We start from the raw sequence: 21170 nt of genomic DNA, 5'->3' as shown, positions 1-21170 counted from the left end.
GTGTGTGGAAGAACAGCCACCCGCCTGCGGCGGTGCTGCAAAACCTTCAGACCTGCCTGGTTAGACTCCGGTCGTAAAATCTCCTGTACCCTGTTTCCGGGCTCACCTTTTTCCAGGCAGGGGATTGCCTTAAAACGATCAGAAAAAATCGAACATGGGTTTACCCTGGTGGAGCTGATCGTGGTGATCAGCATTGTTTCGGGCCTGCTCCTGTTTTCCCTGCCCGTGTTCAGGAATATGGATTTGTTTTCCGGTTCCAATACCCAGGTCGGGCAGGTGGCCAGGCTTGTGAATGATTTGAAGAACAGGGCGGTTGAACAGAACAGGGATCTTATCCTCCACGTGGAAACCGGAGGGAACAGGGTCTGGGTCAGTGACGATTCCATGGATGAACAGGCTCTGGATGCGGCCCGGGAAAACGCATTTATCTTTTCCGGGGATCTTGACATCCTTGACGTTGAATTTCCGGGGATCAGAAGATCCCGGGCCGATGAATACAGGATCAGATTCAGAAGGCAGGGGTATTCTGATTTTGCCCTGATTCATATCATTAACAAGGGGAAAAAATTAACCCTGGAAATAGAGCCTTTTCTTTCCAGGGTTGAGCTTCTGGATGACCATGTTTTTCTTGAAGACTGCATCTAAACCCATTTCTCCGGGCAGACATGCCAGGGAAAACACCGGAGGCTTCACCCTTTTGGAAGTCATGATTGCCGTATCCATTATTGCCCTGGTATTTGTTTCCCTTTTCAGGATGCAGTCAGGCACCATCCGCCTGGCCGGAACCGGCAGTTTCAACGTCCTGGCCCCGGCCCTGGCAGGGCAGGTCCTGGCGGAAATGGAGCAGGACCTGGCAGATTGGAACAAGACCTCCGGGGACTTTGGAGAGTTGTATCCCGGGTACAAGTGGACCTGTGAGATATCCGAATCTGTACTCAATGACCTGGATTTTATTGACGAGGACAAAAATAAGGCGTTTAAGAAGATCCGGCTGAAGATCATGGACAGGCAGGAGCAGCAAACATATGAAATCACCACCTGGAGACTGGCCCTTGAAGAATAGAGCTGTCAGGGAGCGAAACCGGGGGTTCACGCTTTTGGAGGTCATGATTGCCATCTTGATCTTTTTCGTAATTATCTCCGCCCTTTTTTCCTCTTTCAAGGCCTTTGTAACCACGAGTGATGAGGTCAGGGCCAACCTGACCTACAATGAGAAAGTCAGGAATGTGCTGAGGCGGATTCATTGGGATCTCAGGTCCTTGTTTGTCCTCCAGGAGCCCAGATACCAAAAACCCGGGTTTGACTCCGACCCGGACCCCTTCCGTTTCCTAGGCAAAGAAGAGAGGGTTGGAGAGCTTACGGTCTCGTCCCTGGTGTTTGCCTCCCTGGCCCATGCCGGCGTGGGAAGCGATCTAAGATCCGGGGCGGCAAGAATCGGATATTATGTCAAGGAAAACAAGGACAGGGGATATGACCTTTTCCGGGCCGATGCCCTTTATCCCTTTCCCGGGCAGGTGGAATCCTGCAGGGATCCTCTTCTCTGCCGGGGCATCTCAGGGTTTGAAGTCCTGTACATTGATGCAGAGGGAGATGAGCACCGGGACTGGGATTCCGATACCAAAGAGTTTGATTATGCCTTTCCTTCGGATATCCGTTTGAAAATTATCTTTGCCTCGGACCGGGGAGATCAGGTCTTTCAGACCCTTATCCATCTTGATTCGGGGAGATTGCCCATTGAATAGGCAGAAGTATTCAGGAGTATTGAACAATGAAAGGGGCGTGGCCCTGGTGGTGACCCTGGGCATTGTGGCCATACTCATGGCCGGGGCCCTTCAGCTGGGTAAGCTCACCGGTGACTCTGTCATGGGAGGGCTTAAGGAAAAAGAGTTGTTCCAGGCAGAGCAGTTTGCCCTGTCAGGCGTCAGCCTGGCAAAGCTGCTGCTGATTGCAGACGCAGAAGAAAATGAAATCGACTCTATTCAGGAGGTCTGGGCAAACCCGGACAAACTGGCTTTGGCTGCCGCTCAAATCACTGGCAGCCAGGGAAACCTTACCATCAAGATCACGGATGAACTCTCAAAAATTCAGGTCAATGCCCTGGTCCGGGAATACCCCGGGAGCGAATTGAATGTCGATCTGAGACGGATTCTGGAGAATTTTTTCCGGCTCCGGTTTTCCAGCGACAAGACAAAGGATGAAAGGGATCCGGTTGAAATTATCAATTCCATGAAAGACTGGCTAGATTCAAATGATGATGATGCGATCACAGGGCTGTCCGGTGCGGAATCCGAATACTACCAGGATCTTGATCCTCCCTATGAATGCTTCAATTCGCCCTTTAACCATGTGGATGAGCTCTTCAGCGTCAAAGGGGTGACAAGGGATATCCTTACAACCACTGGAGCCGGACAGGGCATGGAAGAGGAAGAAAACCCGGATCAGGCCCAGACCCTGGACGATGTCTTTACCGTGTACGGGCTGGACAGTGAGAAAGGGGAGCAGGGGGGATACCGGTTTTCCGGAACGGTGAACATCAATACGGCAGGCCGGGATGTTCTGGCCGCCATCCTTCCCGAGGGCATGGAAGACATGGCCCTGGATTTAATAGATTTCAGGGAAGAACGGTCCGAACAGGGAAATGTTTTTGTGAACGCCCTTGACACGGGGTGGTATAAGACGGTTATAACCTTGTCAGATAAAGAGCAGGATCGGCTGGACAGCATAGCTGTATATTCCAGCCATATTTTCCGGGTAGAGTGCACGGCCAGGGAAAAGGAAGCCCAGCTGACCCTTGCGGCTGTTCTAAAACGGGAAAAGATCGAAGAATCCGGAAAATGGACATGCCGGACCCTGCAGATGGAAAGGATACAATAAATGGACAGGTCTTTTTTACGTCTCGAGCTGGATGATCTGGGGGTTCATGCCGCTGTCGCCGGAAAAGGACCCCGGCAGATCCAGGCCCCGGATGAATGCCGGATCCGGTTTGAGGATCTGCCTCCATCCGAGGAGGCATCTGCCTTTGACACGGCCATGGACCTGATCGCCGCCCGCCTGGATCTTAGCTCCTGTTCCCAGGCCACCATTTTGGTCTCTTCCCTCTGGATCAGTTTCAGGAGTGTGGATCTTCCTTTTTCTTCCCCAAAAAAGGTCCGGCAGGTTCTGGGATTTGAGCTGGAATCCCTTTTGCCTCTGAGCAATGAAGATTATATTTCCGATTTTTTCATTCTGAAATCCGGTGAAAAAAAGGGGCAAGGGAGCAACCGGGTCCAGACCGCCTCTATTTTTGAATCCCGGGTAAGAGGATACGCTGAAAAACTGAAGGCCATGGGCATTCAGCCGAGGCTGATCACCCCCAGGGGCTATGCCGCGGCCCTGGCCTATCTGGGAATTCACAGGGAAAAGGAAAATTCGGTTTTTCTCAGCCTCACAGACACCGAGGTAAGCCTGGTAATCATCCTCCAGGGCCGGCCCTGCAGCCTACGCTCTTTCCCGGCCGCCGGCATGGATGCCCAGGAGATCTCGATCAAGGTCAAACAGGCGGTCATCGGGTTTAATCAAAGGACAGGAAACCGGCGTTTTTTTGAGATTTCCGTTTGCTCGGACAGGGATCCTGAAAAGACCCGGACCATTGTCATTGGTTTGGAAAAGGTTTTTGATCCGGACGGGGTGACCGTTGCGGAACTGAGTTCAAAGGAGCTGCTGGCCACTGTTCTTCCCCAGAAAAAAGGAAAATACCTGTTCAATTTCTGCCAGGGAGAATACGGGTCGAGTTCCTTTGTCAAAAAACACCTGGGCTCCATGGTTGCCGCAGCCATCCTTTTTGCAGCAGTCTTCGGCCTGTTCATGACCGGGACAGCCATGGACAATGCCAGGCTGGCCGCAAGAATCGCCGTTATTGACAGCCGGGCCCTTGATATTTTCACCCAAACCTTTCCACAAATCAAAAAGGTTCAGGACCCCTATCTCCAGATGAAGGCCAACCTGAAGAATGCCGCTAAGAAGGCAGGGTCAGGTGGCAAAAAGGCTTCGGATCAAAGGACATTCAAGCTGGTTCAAATTATGAATGAGCTTTCAGACAGGATTGATGCCTCCATTGATATGGATATATCAAGATTTTTATTCAACAACGGCAGGATTGTCCTGTCCGGTTCAACGGACAATTTCAATAATGTGGACAAGATAAAAGGCCGGATAGAATCTTCCGACCTGTTTAAGACAGTGGAGATCAGCAGTGCGGCTGCGGACAAAAAGGGAAACCGGGTCAATTTTAAATTCATAATCGAGATGTGACATCATATGCCGGATCTATCCAGACGCGAAATAGTGATTGTAAGCTTTGGGATTGCATTTGCCGTACTCTTTTTCGGGTTCCAGCTGGGCGTAGCCCCGGTTCTGGAGAACCGGGAAAACCTCGGGCGGATACTGGCCCAGAAGAGAATCGCCCTGGAGGAGATGGTTCAACTCCGCAGACAGTTCCAGAGCCTGTCCGGAACTCTGGATCACCGGGCCGATGATCTGGCCCGGCGGAAAAAAGGGTTTTCCCTGTTTTCCTTTCTGGATGCCCAGGCAGAACAGAGCGGGGTAAAAACAAATGTCGTCAATATGAAACCCTTTACCAGAAAGCTGGAAAAGTCTTCCCACTCCCTTGCAACGGTGAAAATCAAACTCAAAGAGGTCTTTCTCAAAGATCTGGTGGATTTTCTGCTCCGCATCGAATCCTCCGGGAACAGCGTAGACATTACTTCCCTGTCATTGACAAAGGCCGGAAAAGAAGAAAGAAAACTGGACGCTGTTATCGAAACCCAAACCCTGATGCTTGAGGACAAAAGCTAAAATGAATCGGAAAACCGTGCTGATCTATCTGCTGATCTTCATCCTGGCCTTTATCGGGTTTGCCTTTGTCTGTTTTCCGGGCAGGGAAGCCGGTATCCGGCTGACAGAAATGCTCAAGAGCAGGAGGACGGATTTACAGTTTGCCGTTGGTAGCGTCAAACCTGCGCTGCCCTTGGGCTTGAGTTTTCAGGACACGATAATTTCATTAAACAAAGAACTGAAAATTGTCCCGGATGGGGTTAAGATCGGTTTCAGCCCCATGTCCCTGTTCCGCAGTGAAAAAAAATTGACTGTCAGGGCTGAATTGAACCGAGGTCTGGTAAAAGGGAATCTAAAGGTAAAGAGTCTCGATCCTCTTAAAATTTCAGAATCAGAGTTTTTTCTGGAAAAAATCAATATCAACGGATTTAAGTATCACTCTCCCCTGGCAGAGGTGACTTTAAGCTGCGACCTCAGCGGCGAATACCATGAGGACCTAGTCGACGACCCCCCGGGTTCCCCTGCAAAACCCTTAAAGGGTAAGGCCGGAAGAAAGAATCCGGGCCATGGCACCCTGGTCATGGAGAATTTTTCAGCACATATGGAAAATTCCTGGCTCAATATGATCAATTTCCCGGAGATTGATTTTTCCAGTCTTACCATTGAGTTTGTCCGGTATCCCCAAAGGCTCGTTATTACCCGGTGCGCCGGAAGGGGATCAATGCTCAACCTCAGATTGAAAGGGGATATCCGTCTGGCGTCCTCTGCCCAAAAAACCCGGTTGAACCTGACCGGAAAGATTCTTCCGGATTCCCCTTATTTGGCAAGGTTTGCAAATCAGGCCGCCATCCGGTCCAGGGCGGGAAATATTTCCAGGAACGGAATTGAATTTTATATCAAAGGAACATTGGAGAATCCGAGAATAGGGATATGAAAATTTCATTTGCCATCATACATGCACTCCTGGTCATGGGCGCGGCATATTTCAGCGTCGATATCATGTACAAGAAGATGCTTCCGGACAGGTTTGAGCTCCCTGCCCGCGAGGCGGACAGCCAAGAGACCGGCAAAGAGAACAGGAATGAGAAGGGTGGCCGGATGATCCGGAGCCGGTATAATGCCATCATTAAAAGAAATCTATTTAAGGTCGATCTGGAAGCGGAAAAACAGAATCCGGCCGATTCGGATCCGGAAGAAATTTCAACTGAAAACCTGGAGCCCACGGAACTGAAACTGGTTCTGTGGGGAACCGTCACCGGAGGGGAAACCGTCTTTGCCGTGATCGAGGACAAGAAGAAGCGGGAACAGTCCCTGTATGAGATCGGAGACAATGTTCAGGAGGCAACTCTAAAGAAGATCATGCGCCATGCGGTTGTGCTCCGTTACAAAGGCAAGGATCAGATTCTTGAGATGGAAGAAACCCAGAGAAAGGGGATCTCCCGGACGTTTAAGGGATCTTCTTCCAAATCCGTTCCTGTGCCGCCGGCCTTGAGCCGGGTGTTCCAGGAGGGTCCCGGCTCGGATGAACTTTCCACCCTGATGAGGCAGGTGAAGATAAGACCCCATTTTTCCGATGGGGAAGCAGACGGGCTCATGGTCTACGGGATCCGGCCCAATTCCGTTTTCAGGCAGGTGGGGCTGAGAAACGGCGATATCATCAAGGAGATCAACGGGACAACCATTGTCACGGCAGAGGATGCCTTGAATCTGTATACGGAGATCAAGGAAGCCGACAATGCCAAGATAAGTCTGTTGAGACGGGGAAAAGAAAAAGAAATCCTTTACCATGTGGAAGACGGCCAATATGTGATTTCATCTCTTCCGGAGCAGGATGGGAACAATGGAGATGATCAGGATACGGACAATAAAGGAGATGAATGATAATGTGTGTTAACAGAAGATTGGTTCTCCCAATTTTTCTTTTACTTGTGCTTTGTGCGGGGTTTTCCGGCCCGGGCAGTTATGCTGCCGATCCGCCGGAACAGGAATCCGGACAGGAAGCGGATCCGGTAATCCCGGAACAGGGGAATTCAAAATATGTATCCATAGACTTTAACAATGTGGATATCAACGTGTTCATCAAGTTCATGAGCAAACTGACCGGGAAAAATTTCGTGGTGGATTCCCGGGTAAAGGGGAATGTGACCATTATCTCTCCAACCAAGATATCCGTAGCAGATGCCTATAAAGTTTTTCAGTCTGTCCTCGATATCAACGGGTTTTCCACGGTGGAGTCGGGTAAGGTGATCAAGATTATCCCGACCCCCAAGGCCAAGGCCGACAACCTGGACACCCGCATCGTGACCGGTCCGGGCAGATCCGGGAGCCTGGATGACAGGATCGTCACCCGGCTGGTGCCCCTGGAATATGCCAGCTCCGATCAGATCAAGAATCTGTTCACCCCCCTGGTTCCAAAAGGCAGTGTTGTCCTCTCCTACGCAGATACCAATATGCTGATTATTACGGCCACCCTTTCGAGCATTGACCGGCTCCTGAAGATTGTGGAAGCCATTGATGTCCAGTCCATCGGGCAGAAGATATCCGTGATTCCCGTTCAATATGCCGATGCCTCAAAAATGGTCCAGAATCTTTCATCCATCTTCACGGCCCGGACCAAGAGAACAAAAACCAAGCAGAGTACGGACATGGCTGTTAAGTTCGTGGCCGACGAGAGGACCAATTCCGTTATCCTGCTGGCCAGCAAGGTTGAAACGGAGAAGATCAAAAGTTTGATTGCCCTGCTGGACCAGGAAGTGCCCCGGGGAGAGGAAAAGATCCGTGTCTACTATCTGGAACATGCCATTGCCGAGGATCTGGTCAAGGTGCTTACGGAAATTCCTTCGGACAAAAGCAGTCAGAAAACGACAACGGGCCAGAAAAAAGCCCCGATCCTGTCCACCAGTATAAAAATCCTGGCCGACAAGGCCACCAACAGCCTGATCATCATGGCGGATAAGGAGGATTACCCGGTGCTGGAGGAAGTCATCTCCAAGCTGGATATCCCGAGGGCCATGGTCTATATCGAATGCCTGATCATGGAGGTCAATGTGACCCGGGGCCTGAACATCGGGACGGAATGGCAGGCCGGGAATGATTTCGACGGGGGAAACAGGGCCGTTGTCGGCGGCTTCGGGGGAACCGGAGACAGTGGTTTCTCCAATCTCAACTCACTCTCGGACGGCAAACTGGCCAAGGGATTTTCCGTGGGGGTTCTGGGTAAGGAATTCAGCATCGGGGGAGTGACTTTTCCGGATATATCCGCAGTGGTTAATGCCTACCAGAGCGACGAGGACGTGAACATCATTTCCACTCCCCAGATTCTGACCATGGAAAACGAAGAAGCATCCATTACCGTGGGAAAGAATGTTCCCTACCAGACCCGTTCGGCAGCCGAGTCGGGCACGGACACCTACAGCTCCTATGAGTACAAGGATGTGGGCATCACTCTTAAGATCACTCCCCAGATCAGCAAGGACAGGCTGGTCCGGCTCAATGTCTACCAGGAACTGACCAAGCTGACCTCGGCCAGCGGAGAAACCTCCAATGACCGGCCCACAACCCTGAAGCGCCAGATTGAGACCACCATTATCGTGGAGGATGCCAATAGTGTCGTCATTGGCGGGCTCATCGACGAAAGCGTGAGCGTGACAGAGGCGAAAACTCCCTGTTTGGGAAGCGTTCCTGTTATAGGCTGGGCCTTCAAGAACGTGAACGAGGGCAAGGAAAAAACAAACCTCTACGTGTTTTTGACTCCAAAAGTGGTGAAAAATCCCCTGGAAGCCGGTAAAATCTACCAGGAAAAAAGAAAAGACATCAATTCCCTAAAAAAGGGTGAAATCATCCTCTACGACAAGCTCAACCGTTTGGGGAAAGATAAAAAGGAGTGAGGCCTCGGGCGGGGTAAGACAACTCCCACCCCAAGGTGAAAATATGATTGACGATCTGCTGGATATCATCCATGAAAAAACCCCTCTGTCAAAGGAGGTCCGGGAAAAGGTCAGGGCTGCCTATGAACGGGATCCTTCAAATCTGATGGAATCGGTCATCGAGACCAAGCTGTTCCTGGAGAACGAGGTCCTGGAAGCCGTGGCACAGGTGTATTCCATTGAGTTCATTCCGGTTCTTTCCATGGATCATGTCAGAGATGACTGGACAGGAGATATCCCGCGCAGCTTTCTTAAAAAATACTGCATGGCCCCCCTGGCAAAGGACGGGGAAGAACCCCTTATCGCGGTGAACGATCCTTCCGATCTTAGCGGAGTCGATGATATCGCCGCCCTGCTCAACTTAAGCGGGTACTCTCTTGTGCTGGCCCCGAGAAACCAGATTTTGACGGCCATCAACGCCCTGTACGACCGGTCCGGGGAAAGCGCCCAGCAATTGGTGGAAGATATGGAGGGAGGCGGGTTCACCATCATTGATGATTTTGAGGAGACCGCAGATCTTCTGGACGACACCAGTGACGCTCCGGTGATCCGGCTGGTGAACCATATGATTTCCCAGGGGGTTAAGGCCGGGGCCAGTGACATCCACATTGAGCCTTTCCAGGATGTACTAAAGGTCAGGTACAGGATCGACGGAATTCTCTATGAAATGCTCACCCCGCCCAAGGGGGTCCAGGCCTCCCTGATTTCCCGGATCAAGGTCATGGCCAAGATGAACATCGCAGAAAAAAGAGTGCCCCAGGACGGCAGGGCCCAGGTGAGAATCGGGGATCAGGAAATCGACATCCGGATTTCCACTGTTCCCACGGCCTATGGGGAACGCCTGGTCATGAGGCTGCTCAACAAGTCCGGGTATTTCCTGGAATTTTCCGAATTCGGGATCTCCGATAAAAATTATCAGCTCATTCATAAGATCATTCGCCAGCACAACGGGATCGTCCTGGTCACCGGCCCCACAGGCTCGGGCAAGACCACCAGTCTTTATGCCGCCCTGACTGAGATCAACTCACCGGATAAGAACATCATCACCATTGAGGACCCTGTGGAATACAACCTCAAGGGGATCGGCCAGATCCAGGTGAACGCCAAGACCGGAGTTACCTTTGCCAAGGGACTGCGGTCCATCGTCCGCCAGGACCCGGATATTATCCTGATCGGGGAGATCCGGGACCTTGAAACCGCTGAGATCGCCATTCAATCCGCCCTGACCGGTCACCTTGTCTTTTCAACCCTCCATACCAACGATTCAGCCGGGGCCGTAACCCGTCTGGTGGACCTGGGGGTGGAGCCCTATCTGATTTCCTCTTCGGTTAACGCGGTCATTGCCCAGCGCCTGGTCCGTCTTCTCTGCAAGGAGTGCAGGGAGGAGTATGAGATCGAGCCCTCCCATATACAAACCCTGAACGGGGTGGGCCAGGAGTATATCGGCCGCCGGGCGTTCAAGCCCAGGGGATGTTCAAAATGCTTTAACACAGGATATTCCGGCAGGGAAGCCATCTTTGAAATCATGGTCATGGACGATAATCTCAAGAGCCTGGTCCTGCAGACTTCCGACTCCAACCAGATCAAGCACGCTGCCCTGAAAGCCGGTATGGTCACCCTGAGGCAGGACGGCATGTCAAAGGTACTCAAGGGGCTGACATCCATCGGTGAGGTGTTGCGGGTTACCCAGGAGTGATGGGTTTGCTTACCCAGGAAGCGTATGAACAAAAAAACAAAAAATACTCGGATAAGGATAAACATTCTCCTGATGGGTCTTCTGATGTCTGCAGCCCCGGCCTCAGCCGATAATCTTTTCATTCGATTTTACCAGGAACATATATCCCCCATTGACGGGGCAAGGTGTCCCATGCATCCCACCTGTTCCGAATATGCCGGAAAGGCAATACAAAAGCATGGACCTGTCCTGGGCTGGATCATGGCCTGTGACCGTCTGGTCCGGTGCGGAAGGGATGAGGTCCGGCTCTCAAGGCATGTCTGGGTCAGGGGGGAGACAAAGGTCTTTGATCCGGTGGAGAACAATGACTTCTGGTGGTTTAAAGAGAAAAAAAGCCCATGATCTCTTTTCTTTACAGGTCTCTACCGATCAGAAGCCTCTTTTTTCTTCTCATTCTGCTGCTGCCGGATCAGCCCGGTCATGCATCGGAAAAGGAACTGGTCATCACCCCGGCCATGCAGTATGAATATGCGGTCAAACTTTTAAATGAGAAAGATTATTCAGCCGCCAGGGTGGAATTCAGGCGGTTTCTTCATTTTTTCCCGGACAGCAAAGACGCGGACCGGGCCCGGTTCAATATGGCCCTGTGCATGTTCGAAATGAAAGAGTACTATGAAGCGGCAAAGATCTTTAACACCATCATCCTGGCGGACAGCCCGGACCCGGTCACAGGGGAGGCTTATTTTTACCAGAGCCGGGCATTTGAAAAAATGGGCAACATGGGATACGCCCAGATCGTGCTTCAGAATTTTCTCAAGCTGGCCGAAGATACCCCAACCAGGGACAGAATTCATCTTTCCCTGGGCCGGATATTTCTGGCAGAGGCCGCAGACTCGGTCCCGGGTTCCCTTGGAAAGGCAAAGCAGGCCATCATGAGCATATCCGATTCCGGAGCCGCAGCATACGGAATCGAACAATACCTGGACCTCATTGACCAGGCCGAACGCGCACCCAAAAAGGATCCTGTCCTTGCCGGCACTCTATCCATCATTCCGGGAGGAGGCTTTGCCTATTGCGGACGATACAAGGATGCCCTTACCACCTTGCTGATCAATGCCGGCCTCATGGCTGCAACCTTTAAAGCCTGGGAGGACGGCAATAAACCCCTGGCCGGTGTGATCGGCTTTGTTGAAACCGGCTTTTACACGGGGAACATCTACGGTTCTATCTCTTCAGCCCATAAGCACAACCGGGCCCAGACCGTTAAGATCCTTAGCCAAACCCTTTCCATCAAGCCGGCCCTTGGCCATGATGAGTATGGTTTGCTGTTCGATTTTGAGTTTTAATCGGTGAAGTCTTTAGCAGGCTTTACTCGCTGCTCCCGCTTTTATTGGATGAGCTGATTGATCTCGAAGATGGGCAGGCAGATTGCCATGATAATCCCCCCCACCACGATCCCCATGGCAAGAATGATAAAGGGCTCAATCAGGGAGGTGGCGGCTGTAATGGCCGTCTGGACTTCTTTTTCAAAAAGATCGGCTGTCTTTTCCAGCATTTTCTCCATTTCACCGCTGGTTTCTCCGATTTTGATCATCTGGGAAGCCAGGTAGGGAAATTCCTTGCTCCGGCCAAGGACCTCACCCAGTTCCCCTCCCTGTTCAACCTTGTCCGAGGCCTTGAGAATCAGTTCGTAAACCACCCGGTTGCCGGCAATGCTCTTGGTGATGTCCAGGGCCGTGAGCATGGGAACCCCGTTGTCCAGTAACGACCCCAGGGTCCGTGTAAACCGGGCTGCGATCAGTTTTTTCAGAAGATTGCCGGTAATGGGAAGGGAGATCAATATCTTGTCGATGACAAATGCTCCTTTTTCATTTTTCCGGATCAGGACGATCATCAGGAAAAATAGAAAGGGCATGAGAACGATGAGCCACCACCAGGATCTGAAAAAGGAACTCACAGTAATGAGGATGAGCGTGGGCAGGGGAAGGGTCTGGTTCATGTCCGAGAAAATATTGACGATTCCGGGCACCACATAGGTCAGAAGAACGAGCAGAACCCCGAAGCCGATCAGGGACATGAGCACGGGATAGGCCAGGGAGGCCTGGATTTTTTTCTTTGAATCCTCCCGGTTTTCCGTAAAATCGGCCAGCCGCTCCAGAACGATCTCCAGGGTTCCCGAGGATTCTCCGGCATTGACCATGTTAATGTAGATGGGGGAAAAAACGCCGGGATAAAGGGCAAGGGCCTTTGCAAAGCTGGATCCCTCTTCAATGGCATCCTTGACCCGGGACAACACCTTGTACATGGTCTTGGATTTTGCCTGGGGCACCAGGGTGGCCACGGCCTTGACCAGGGGAAACCCTGCGGATAAAAGGGTAGACATCTGCCTAGTGATCATGGAAAGTTCGGAAGAACTCACCTTGGAGAATACGGCAAAACCGGAGAATTCAGGTTTTGGTTTTGCCCTGGCCCCTGAAGAATCAGAATCCATTTTATCCAGGGAGGTGGGGAAGATGGACTGGCTCCGAAGCTTGGCCTTTGCGGCTGAACCGCTTTCGGCATCGATGATGCCGGATACTTTCTTTCCCTTCCGATTCAGTGCCTTATATTCAAAAACTGCCACAGATAAAATTCCCCTATGGATTAGCCAAACCTCTTTTTTGTCAAGCCTTGCCGTCTGACCGCAGGCGTTCCCTTGACTGCAGGTAGTTATACCGGATTTAACTTTGTTGTCCAAATAAAAAAAAGCACTGCCGGCTATTGCAGTGCTTTTTTAATAAAAAAGTAATATAAGGCTGGGCCAGGCGGTTTTTCTCCTGAAACCGACCAGACAGACAATCCCGGCACCCATCATGAGAAAACCAGAGCGAAGCGGCGTGGACAGAACTTTTATCGCATAATCTGCCAAAAACCAATGGCCCCGGGTGGTGGGGTGGACATTGTCCCGGAATAGATAAGTGCTGGGATCGGCTCCGGTGCCTTTCCAGGGCTCGGTTAGGTTGGCGAATTCATCTGCATCAATGATATCGTTGAAAAGGCCAAGTACATCCATTTCAAATAGGGTCAGATCTGGAATTGTGTAAGCGTCAAGCAGGTCTGAAAGTGCGGTATTAAATCCAATTGAACCTGAGGTAGCCAGGCCTGAGAGTGTTGTACCGTTGAATTCGGGGATAAGTCCCAGGTCCGGTTTTTTAATTCATTCCGTTCAATGGGTATATGGGAAATCTGCCATCTTGAATGAATACGGGACTCTTCGTTCCGGGAGGGCATACCTGCGATTGCCGATGTTATCTTTTAGATTTTGATAGCAAATAAATGCTTGGATTTGGCAAACAAGTCCAAGCATTTTATGGAGATTTCAAGTATGGTTCCCAATTCGGTAATCCTAAAATGAAAATGTTACTAGGGTAACCAAAAACGAATATATATTTTATGTAATAATCACTTGCCTTTTCAAGGGGTAGATGGTTTAAGTCATGAGGTAGAGCCGGTCGGTCATGTAGCCGACAGGGCGGAGCTATAGGCTTTTTCGAGTTTTCTTTCAACTTACCCTATCAACCGTTTTAAAAAGGACCGTGGACCATGAAGATTTTTTTGATTGCGGGTGCAAGACCCAATTTTATGAAAATTGCCCCCATTGCAAGGGCATTTGAGCAAAATTCTGAGATCGAATACAAAATTATTCACACGGGCCAGCATTATGACCAGAACATGAGCGATGTCTTTTTTGAGGAACTGGGAATCCGGAATCCGGATTACAATCTGGGGGCGGGCGGGGGAACCCATTCTGAACAGACGGCAAAGATTATGGTTGAATTTGAAGCCATCTGTGAAAAAGACAGTCCCGATCTGGTCATGGTTGTGGGGGATGTCAACTCTACCCTGGCCTGTTCCATTGTTGCCAAGAAAATGCACATCAAAGTGGCCCATGTGGAAGCCGGCCTGCGCAGTTTTGACCTGAATATGCCCGAAGAAATCAATCGGATGGTAACAGACGCCATTTCAGACCTGTTTTTTGTTACTGAAGAGCAGGGCATGGCCAACCTCAGGAAGGAAGGTAAACCGGATTCAATGATCCATTTTGTAGGCCATGTAATGATCGATAACCTCTATTATCAGCTTTCCAAACTGGAGAAAATGGCCAAAGATAACCTGGAATCCGGCAAATATAAATCGACTCATCCCCAATATGGTGTGGTAACCCTTCACCGGCCTTCCAACGTCGATCACCGGGAAACTCTGGAGGCGATATTTGATTGCCTTGCCCGGATATCCCGAACCCTTCCCCTGATTTTTCCCATCCATCCCAGGACCCGGAAAAACATGGATGCCTTTGGTATTCAGCCTCCCCCGGCCATTACCCTGACCCGGCCCCTCTCTTATATGGAATTTCTCAACCTCTGGAAAGATGCGAAGCTGGCCCTAACGGATTCCGGCGGCCTTCAGGAGGAAACAACTGCCCTGGGGATTCCATGCCTGACCCTTCGCGAAAATACAGAGCGGCCCATAACCGTCACCCAGGGAACCAATGAACTGGTCGGTACCTCCGGTAAAAAAATTCTGGATGCCTTTGAACGGATCATGGCCGGTCAGTGGAAAACAGGCCGGAAGCCGGAGTTCTGGGACGGACATGCAGCCGAAAGAATCACTGAAATTATCCTCGGATAAATGCAATTGGTCGTGAGGTGAATATGGAAACCGCAAAATTATTCAGGAACGGCAATTCCCTGGCCGTAAGGCTTCCCAAAGCATTCCGGATGCCGGGCAAGGAAGTGAGAGTTTTCAGGAACGGGAACCAGGTGATTCTGGAGCCCATTGAACAGACCTGGGATCTGCTGGTGGAATCCCTGGATGAGTTTCCCGAGGATTTTTTAGAACAGGAAATCAAGGAGCCAAACAGGGAATAATGCGATATCTTCTGGATACAAGCACCTGTATCAGGCTCATAGGAAAAAGATCACTGGAAGCGGTCGTAAACCTTTTGCACCATCCTCCCAGGGATATGGCCATTTCCGTGATATCCTTTTTTGAACTTCGCTGCGGGATTGAAAAAAGCAGATCCCCCGGGCGGGCTGAAAAGGCCCTTGACAAATTCCTGGGGTCCTTTAATCTGATTTTCCTTGACGGGTCTGCAGCCAATGAAGCGGCAAGGATCATGGCCCATCTGGAGACAAAAGGGATTTCCATCAGCCATCCGGATCTCTTGATCGCCGGGACCGCCCGGTCAAGAAAGATGACCCTGGTAACCGATAAAATCGAAAAATTCAAAGGGATTCAAGGACTTTATCTTGAAAATTGGGTTGATCCGGTATAAAAGAGAAGGCTAACTTTTATCTTATTGCATCTTATTGCATGAACGGTACGGAAAAAAACATGGAGAAAAACAAAGATCTTCTGGTGGATCTGCTCGTTGACGATAAACAGCATCAGCTTCTCAAACAGCTGATCTCCACCATGCCCGATGTGACCCTGAACGACAGACAGATATGTGATTTCGAGCTTCTTGCCACAGGAGTCTTCTCTCCCCTCAAGGGATTTTTGAAACAGATCGACTATGAGTCCGTGCTGGATCGCATGCGTCTGGAATCCGGGGAACTCTGGCCTGTTCCCATCTGCCTGGATATCGGGGAAACCCTGGCCTTCACCCTTGAGATCGGCCAGTCCGTAGCGCTCCGGGATCAGGAGGGCTTTATCCTGGGGGTGATGAATGTGGATGACATATGGTCCATGGATGCGGAAAAAGAGGCCATGGCCGTGTACGGTACCCGGGATAAAACCCATCCCGGAGTCGATTATCTGTACAATAAATCAGGCAGAACCTATATAGGCGGGGAAATCCAGGCCCTTAACCTGCCCATCCACTCGGACTTCAGGCGGATCCGGAACACTCCTGGGGAAGTGAGGAAGATCTTTTCAAAGCTGGGATGGAAGAGGATCGTGGGCTTTCAGACCCGCCAGCCCCTGCACCGGCTCCAGTACGAGATGACCATCCAGGCCATGAGGGAAACCCGGGCCAATCTTCTTCTGCTGCCCGTGGCCGGAGTGACCAAGCCCGGGGACTTTGACCATTTTACCCGGATGCGGTGTTATGAAAAAGTGGCGGCCCATTATCCTCCGGATACCCTTGTGATGAATCTGATCCCCCTGGCCATGCGCATGGCAGGACCCAGGGATGCCATCCTGGACATGATCATTGGAAAGAATTACGGCTGTACCCATTTTATCATCGATCAGGACCACTCCTCCCCGGGAAAGGACAGCAATGGGGACCGCTTCTATAAACAGCATGATTTTAAACAGCTCAGCCAAAAAGCCACGGAGGAACTGGGTGTTGAAACCGTGACCTTTGAGGAGATGGTCTATCTTCCCTTTGAAGATGAGTACCAGGTGGCGGAGAAAGTACCTGAAAACACAGAGACCATATCCTTTACCGGGGACGATATCCAGAGGCGGATCCGGACGGGCAGGCGGATACCGGACTGGGCCACCTTTCCCGAGGTGATACAGGAGCTTGAAAGATCCTACCCGTCCCCCGCCCACCAGGGATTTACGGTTTTTCTGACCGGCCTGTCCGGGGCCGGAAAATCCACAATTGCAAAGGTTCTCTACGCCAGGTTTTTGGAGATGGGCACACGTCCCGTGACTCTCCTGGACGGGGACATTGTCCGGCGCAATTTATCCAGCGAACTCAATTTTTCCAAGGAGCACCGGGATATCAATGTGAAACGCATCGGGTTTGTGGCTGCCGAAATAACCAAGAACCGGGGAATCGCCATCTGCGCCCCCATCGCCCCCTATGAAAAGACCCGGCGCAGTATCCGGGAATCCATTGAAGATTACGGCGGTTTTTTTGAGGTTCATGTATCCACCCCCATCACCGAGTGTGAAAAAAGGGACCGGAAAGGCATGTACGCCAAGGCCCGGGCAGGACTGCTCAAGGGATTCACCGGGGTGGATGATCCCTATGAGGCTCCGGCCGATCCCGAGTTGAGGATCAACACCACGGATCTTACCCCGGACGAGGCAGCCCAGGAAGTCCTGCTATTTATCAGTCAGAACCATTATATTTAGAATCAGTCTTAAAAGACAAATATTCACGGAAGGAGAAGTTTGAATGAACATAACGATTATCGGAACCGGTTATGTGGGCCTGGTTACAGGTGCCTGTTTTGCGGAAATGGGCAGTCGGGTGACCTGTGTGGATGTGGACGAAGGAAAGATAAAGGGACTGAAGAGTGGTATCCTTCCCATTTATGAGCCCGGACTGGAAAACCTGGTCGTGTCCAACTACAAAGAGGGAACCCTTTCCTTTACCACCAGCCTGGAAGAGGCATCCAGAGATTCAAATATCTTTTTCATCGCCGTGGGAACCCCTCCGGGAGAAGACGGGTCTGCCGATCTTCAATACGTTCTCCAGGTGGCCAGAGAGATCGGTCAAAACATCACCGAATATTCCGTGATCGTGGATAAGTCCACCGTTCCCGTGGGAACCGCCGACAAGGTCGGCCGGGCTGTCCGGGCCGAGCTGGATAAAAGAGATATGGATCTCGACTTTGACGTGGTTTCCAATCCTGAATTCCTAAAGGAAGGGGCTGCGGTAAATGATTTTCTCAAACCGGACAGGATTGTGGTGGGTGCCAATTCAGAGCGTGCCGCTAAAATCATGAAACGCCTCTATGCCCCGTTTTCAAGGAACCGGGAAAAGGTGTTGCTCATGAATGTGAGGGATGCGGAGATGACCAAATATGCGGCCAACTCCATGCTGGCCACCAAGATTTCCTTTATGAACGAAATCTCCAATATCTGCGAGAAACTGGGCGTGGATGTGGAAAATGTCAGAAAGGGGATCGGCTCCGACTCCAGGATCGGGTACTCCTTTATTTACCCGGGCTGCGGTTACGGAGGCTCATGTTTTCCCAAGGATGTCAAGGCCCTGATCCGGACCAGCCGGGAAATCGAGTTTGAACCGGATCTCCTGGCCGCCGTGGAAACCCGGAATGAAAGGCAGAAAAAAGTTCTGGCCCAAAAGGTAAAAACCCGGTTCGGAAACGACCTGTCCTCAAAGCAGTTCTGTGTCTGGGGGCTTTCCTTTAAACCGGGAACAGACGACATGCGGGAGGCCTCCTCCCTTGTCCTGATCCAGGAACTGATCAAGTCCGGGGCAAGGATTACAGCCTATGATCCCGTGGCCATGGAACAGGCAAAAAAAGAGATGCCGGCAGACTGGTTTTCGGACTCGAAAATCATCATGGTCAACAACCAGTACGACGCCCTTGAGAATGCCGACGGCCTGATTCTGGTCACGGAATGGAAAACATTCCGGCAGCCGGATTTTAAGAAGATGGCCGGGATCATGGGGCAGGCAATCATCTTTGACGGAAGAAACCAGTACGATCCAGAAGAGGTCCTAGAAGCCGGGTTTGAATACCATGGGATCGGCAGGGAAGATACCCCTTAATATACTCAAGACCCGACAAATAGATTTAATCCGGCAAACGCCGGGGAAGTGCATCATGAAAAAAGCATTGATTACGGGAATAACAGGTCAGGACGGAGCATACCTTGCAGAGTTTTTACTTGCAAAGGGATACGAGGTCCACGGGATAAAAAGACGGGCATCCCTGTTCAACACGGACAGGATCGATCACCTTTACCAGGATCCCCACGAAAAAAAACTGAACATGGTTCTTCATTACGGGGACCTGACCGATGCCAGCAATCTCATCCGCATCCTCCAGGAGGTCCGTCCGGACGAGGTTTATAACCTGGCCGCCCAGAGTCATGTCCAGGTCTCGTTTGAGTCCCCGGAATATACGGCGGATGTGGATGCCCTTGGCACCATGAGGCTGCTGGAGGGAATCCGGCTTCTGGGCCTGGAAAAGACAACCCGGTTTTACCAGGCTTCCACCTCGGAGCTTTACGGCCAGGTCCAGGAGGTTCCCCAGACCGAAAAAACCCCTTTTTATCCCCGGTCTCCCTATGCCTGTGCCAAGCTCTACGCTTACTGGATCACGGTCAACTACAGGGAAGCCTATGATATTTATGCCTGCAACGGCATCCTTTTCAATCATGAATCCCCCATCCGGGGGGAGACCTTTGTGACCCGGAAGATCACCCGGGCCCTGTGCCGGATCCACCTGGGAATGCAGGACTGTCTATATCTCGGGAACCTCAACGCCTTAAGGGACTGGGGTCATGCCCGGGATTACGTGGAAATGCAGTGGCTCATGCTCCAGCAGGATTCTCCCGAGGATTATGTCATCGCCACAGGCGAGCAGCATTCAGTCCGGGAGTTTGTGGATGGCTGCGCCCGGGAACTGGGCATGGCCGTGGAGTGGAAAGGAAAGGGGATCGATGAAAAAGGCATCAACGCGGCCAACGGCAAAACCATCGTTGCCGTGGACCCCAGGTACTTCCGTCCCACTGAGGTGGAAACTCTTCTCGGAGACCCGTCCAAGGCCAAGAAGAACCTTGGCTGGGAACCGAAAATCGGTTTTGAGGAACTGGTCCGGGAGATGACCCGGTCAGACCTTGAAGGGGCCAAACGGGACGAGCTCTGCCGGCGGGCAGGATTCCAGGTATACAATCAGAATGAATAAGTCAGACAAGATCTTTATTGCCGGGGCCTCGGGCATGGTGGGAAGCGCCCTGATACGGAATCTGGCGAACAAAGGATACACCCACCTGATCGGCAGCTATCACTCCAGGGCCCTGGATGAGCTCAAATCCCTGCCCGTGAAGCTGATCCAGATGGATTTACGGCGCCAGGAAGCCGTCCGGGAGTTCTTCCGGATTGAAAAACCCGACCATGTCTTCCTGGCAGCGGCAAGGGTAGGGGGGATTCATGCCAACAACACCTATCCGGCCCAGTTTATCTATGACAATCTGGCCATGCAGAACAACATCATCCATTCCGCCTATGAGGCCGGAGTTAAACGGCTGCTATTCCTTGGATCGTCCTGCATCTATCCAAAACTTGCCTCCCAGCCCATGAAGGAGGAGCATTTGCTCACAGGCCTGCTGGAACCCACCAATGAACCCTATGCCATTGCCAAGATTGCCGGTATCAAAATGTGCGAGTCCTATAACCGCCAGTATGGAACCCGGTTTTTCGCAGTGATGCCCACCAATCTTTACGGAACCAATGATAATTTTGATCTTGAAAATTCCCACGTTCTTCCGGCCCTGATCCGAAAATTCCACGAGGCCAAGGAGACCGGGGAAAAACAGGTCACGGTCTGGGGAACCGGATCACCGCGCAGGGAATTTCTCCATGTGGATGATATGGCCGATGCCAGTGTCTATGTCATGTTAATGGACGATTCCGATATAGGCATCCATCTGACTTCCTACCCCTCTCCCTGCTTTGTCAATGTGGGGACCGGAGCAGACTGCACCATCAGGGAGCTTGCTCTGATCGTCAAAGATCAGGTCGGATTTAAGGGAGAACTTGTGTTTGATACCACCAAGCCGGACGGAACCATGCTGAAACTCCTGGATGTTTCCAGGCTGGCGGATCTGGGCTGGAAGGCCAAAATCCCTCTGGAAAAGGGTATTGCCAAGACCTATGAGTGGTATAAGCAGAACCTTGGAATATAGATTCATTTACGAGGCTATTTTGGCCAAGGTGGCTTTGAATGCCTGAGAGCTAAGCCTTTGACGTTGAATAGCCAATATATTAAAGGTTAGCTTTCTAAATTTTTGTAGATCTTGATTTTTATAAAACCTCAGTTCTTAGACTAGTGTCCGTCCATAAG

The 21170-nt window shown here is 51.2% G+C and carries 21 protein-coding genes; 19 read left to right on the top strand and 2 right to left on the bottom strand.

Annotated elements, in window-relative coordinates; all coding sequences use genetic code 11:
- Genes F608_RS0101160 through F608_RS30315 form a run of 12 tightly spaced genes read left to right on the top strand, consistent with a single transcriptional unit; the run spans window position 1 to window position 11759 of the window.
- Window positions 1-645 carry a pilus assembly FimT family protein gene (locus tag F608_RS0101160; protein ID WP_022663781.1) on the top strand — a complete coding sequence of 215 codons (645 nt, stop codon included), beginning with the start codon at window positions 1-3 and terminating at the stop codon, window positions 643-645.
- Window positions 629-1063, top strand: a complete 435-nt coding sequence (locus tag F608_RS0101155) for a type IV pilus modification PilV family protein (protein ID WP_161626800.1) — start codon at window positions 629-631, stop codon at window positions 1061-1063. Before F608_RS0101160 ends, F608_RS0101155 begins: the two co-directional genes overlap by 17 nt.
- Window positions 1053-1742 carry a PulJ/GspJ family protein gene (locus tag F608_RS0101150; protein ID WP_161626799.1) on the top strand — a complete coding sequence of 230 codons (690 nt, stop codon included), beginning with the start codon at window positions 1053-1055 and terminating at the stop codon, window positions 1740-1742. Before F608_RS0101155 ends, F608_RS0101150 begins: the two co-directional genes overlap by 11 nt.
- On the top strand, window positions 1735-2874 hold the full coding sequence (locus tag F608_RS0101145) for a type II secretion system minor pseudopilin (protein WP_027362344.1): 1140 nt from the start codon (window positions 1735-1737) through the stop codon (window positions 2872-2874). Before F608_RS0101150 ends, F608_RS0101145 begins: the two co-directional genes overlap by 8 nt.
- Window positions 2875-4290 (top strand): type II secretion system protein L, encoded by a 1416-nt coding sequence (locus F608_RS0101140; protein WP_022663777.1) that lies wholly within the window; start codon window positions 2875-2877, stop codon window positions 4288-4290.
- A gap of 6 nt (window positions 4291-4296) precedes the next feature.
- Window positions 4297-4833 carry a type II secretion system protein M gene (locus F608_RS0101135; RefSeq protein ID WP_027362343.1) on the top strand — a complete coding sequence of 179 codons (537 nt, stop codon included), beginning with the start codon at window positions 4297-4299 and terminating at the stop codon, window positions 4831-4833.
- Between the two features lies 1 nt (window position 4834).
- Entirely contained in the window at window positions 4835-5746 is a 912-nt protein-coding gene (gspN, locus tag F608_RS0101130) for a type II secretion system protein GspN (RefSeq protein ID WP_022663775.1), read from the top strand.
- Window positions 5743-6693 carry a type II secretion system protein N gene (locus F608_RS0101125; RefSeq protein ID WP_022663774.1) on the top strand — a complete coding sequence of 317 codons (951 nt, stop codon included), beginning with the start codon at window positions 5743-5745 and terminating at the stop codon, window positions 6691-6693. Before gspN ends, F608_RS0101125 begins: the two co-directional genes overlap by 4 nt.
- A gap of 2 nt (window positions 6694-6695) precedes the next feature.
- The gene (gspD, locus tag F608_RS30325) at window positions 6696-8699 is read left to right on the top strand and encodes a type II secretion system secretin GspD (protein WP_051148483.1); all 2004 of its coding nucleotides are present in this window, start codon (window positions 6696-6698) and stop codon (window positions 8697-8699) included.
- Between the two features lie 43 nt (window positions 8700-8742).
- Window positions 8743-10434: a type II secretion system ATPase GspE gene (gspE, locus tag F608_RS0101115; RefSeq protein WP_022663772.1), complete on the top strand. Its 1692-nt coding sequence runs from the start codon at window positions 8743-8745 to the stop codon at window positions 10432-10434.
- 24 nt (window positions 10435-10458) lie between these two features.
- Window positions 10459-10815, top strand: coding sequence for a membrane protein insertion efficiency factor YidD (yidD, locus tag F608_RS35540; RefSeq protein ID WP_022663771.1), 357 nt, complete (start codon window positions 10459-10461; stop codon window positions 10813-10815).
- Window positions 10812-11759, top strand: coding sequence for a tetratricopeptide repeat protein (locus F608_RS30315; RefSeq protein ID WP_022663770.1), 948 nt, complete (start codon window positions 10812-10814; stop codon window positions 11757-11759). The genes yidD and F608_RS30315 overlap by 4 nt, the downstream gene beginning before the upstream one ends.
- 41 nt (window positions 11760-11800) lie before the next feature.
- On the opposite strand, the gene gspF is transcribed toward F608_RS30315, so the two are convergent.
- Window positions 11801-13036, bottom strand: a complete 1236-nt coding sequence (gspF, locus tag F608_RS0101100) for a type II secretion system inner membrane protein GspF (protein ID WP_022663769.1) — start codon at window positions 13034-13036, stop codon at window positions 11801-11803.
- A 150-nt stretch (window positions 13037-13186) separates the two neighbouring features.
- Window positions 13187-13465, bottom strand: a complete 279-nt coding sequence (locus F608_RS0101095; protein ID WP_022663768.1) for a hypothetical protein — start codon at window positions 13463-13465, stop codon at window positions 13187-13189.
- Window positions 13466-13995: 530 nt separating this feature from the next.
- On the opposite strand from F608_RS0101095, the gene wecB reads away from it, so the two are divergent.
- From wecB to F608_RS0101060, 7 genes are read left to right on the top strand one after another with little or no spacing between them, the layout of a single operon-like run.
- Window positions 13996-15081 carry a non-hydrolyzing UDP-N-acetylglucosamine 2-epimerase gene (gene wecB, locus F608_RS0101090; RefSeq protein WP_022663767.1) on the top strand — a complete coding sequence of 362 codons (1086 nt, stop codon included), beginning with the start codon at window positions 13996-13998 and terminating at the stop codon, window positions 15079-15081.
- Window positions 15082-15104: 23 nt separating this feature from the next.
- Window positions 15105-15320, top strand: coding sequence for an antitoxin (locus tag F608_RS0101085; protein ID WP_022663766.1), 216 nt, complete (start codon window positions 15105-15107; stop codon window positions 15318-15320).
- On the top strand, window positions 15320-15727 hold the full coding sequence (locus F608_RS0101080; RefSeq protein WP_022663765.1) for a PIN domain-containing protein: 408 nt from the start codon (window positions 15320-15322) through the stop codon (window positions 15725-15727). Before F608_RS0101085 ends, F608_RS0101080 begins: the two co-directional genes overlap by 1 nt.
- A gap of 59 nt (window positions 15728-15786) precedes the next feature.
- Window positions 15787-17484 carry a bifunctional sulfate adenylyltransferase/adenylylsulfate kinase gene (locus tag F608_RS0101075; protein ID WP_027362341.1) on the top strand — a complete coding sequence of 566 codons (1698 nt, stop codon included), beginning with the start codon at window positions 15787-15789 and terminating at the stop codon, window positions 17482-17484.
- A gap of 43 nt (window positions 17485-17527) precedes the next feature.
- Window positions 17528-18871 (top strand): UDP-glucose dehydrogenase family protein, encoded by a 1344-nt coding sequence (locus F608_RS0101070; RefSeq protein WP_022663763.1) that lies wholly within the window; start codon window positions 17528-17530, stop codon window positions 18869-18871.
- Between the two features lie 55 nt (window positions 18872-18926).
- Entirely contained in the window at window positions 18927-20012 is a 1086-nt protein-coding gene (gene gmd, locus F608_RS0101065; RefSeq protein ID WP_022663762.1) for a GDP-mannose 4,6-dehydratase, read from the top strand.
- A complete protein-coding gene (locus tag F608_RS0101060) occupies window positions 20005-21012 on the top strand; it encodes a GDP-L-fucose synthase family protein (RefSeq protein WP_022663761.1) in 1008 nt (335 codons plus the stop codon). Before gmd ends, F608_RS0101060 begins: the two co-directional genes overlap by 8 nt.
- Window positions 21013-21170 lie beyond the last annotated feature (158 nt).

The organism is Desulfospira joergensenii DSM 10085 (assembly GCF_000420085.1).
Classification (GTDB): domain Bacteria; phylum Desulfobacterota; class Desulfobacteria; order Desulfobacterales; family Desulfobacteraceae; genus Desulfospira; species Desulfospira joergensenii.
This window is presented reverse-complemented; position numbering and strand designations above follow the sequence as displayed.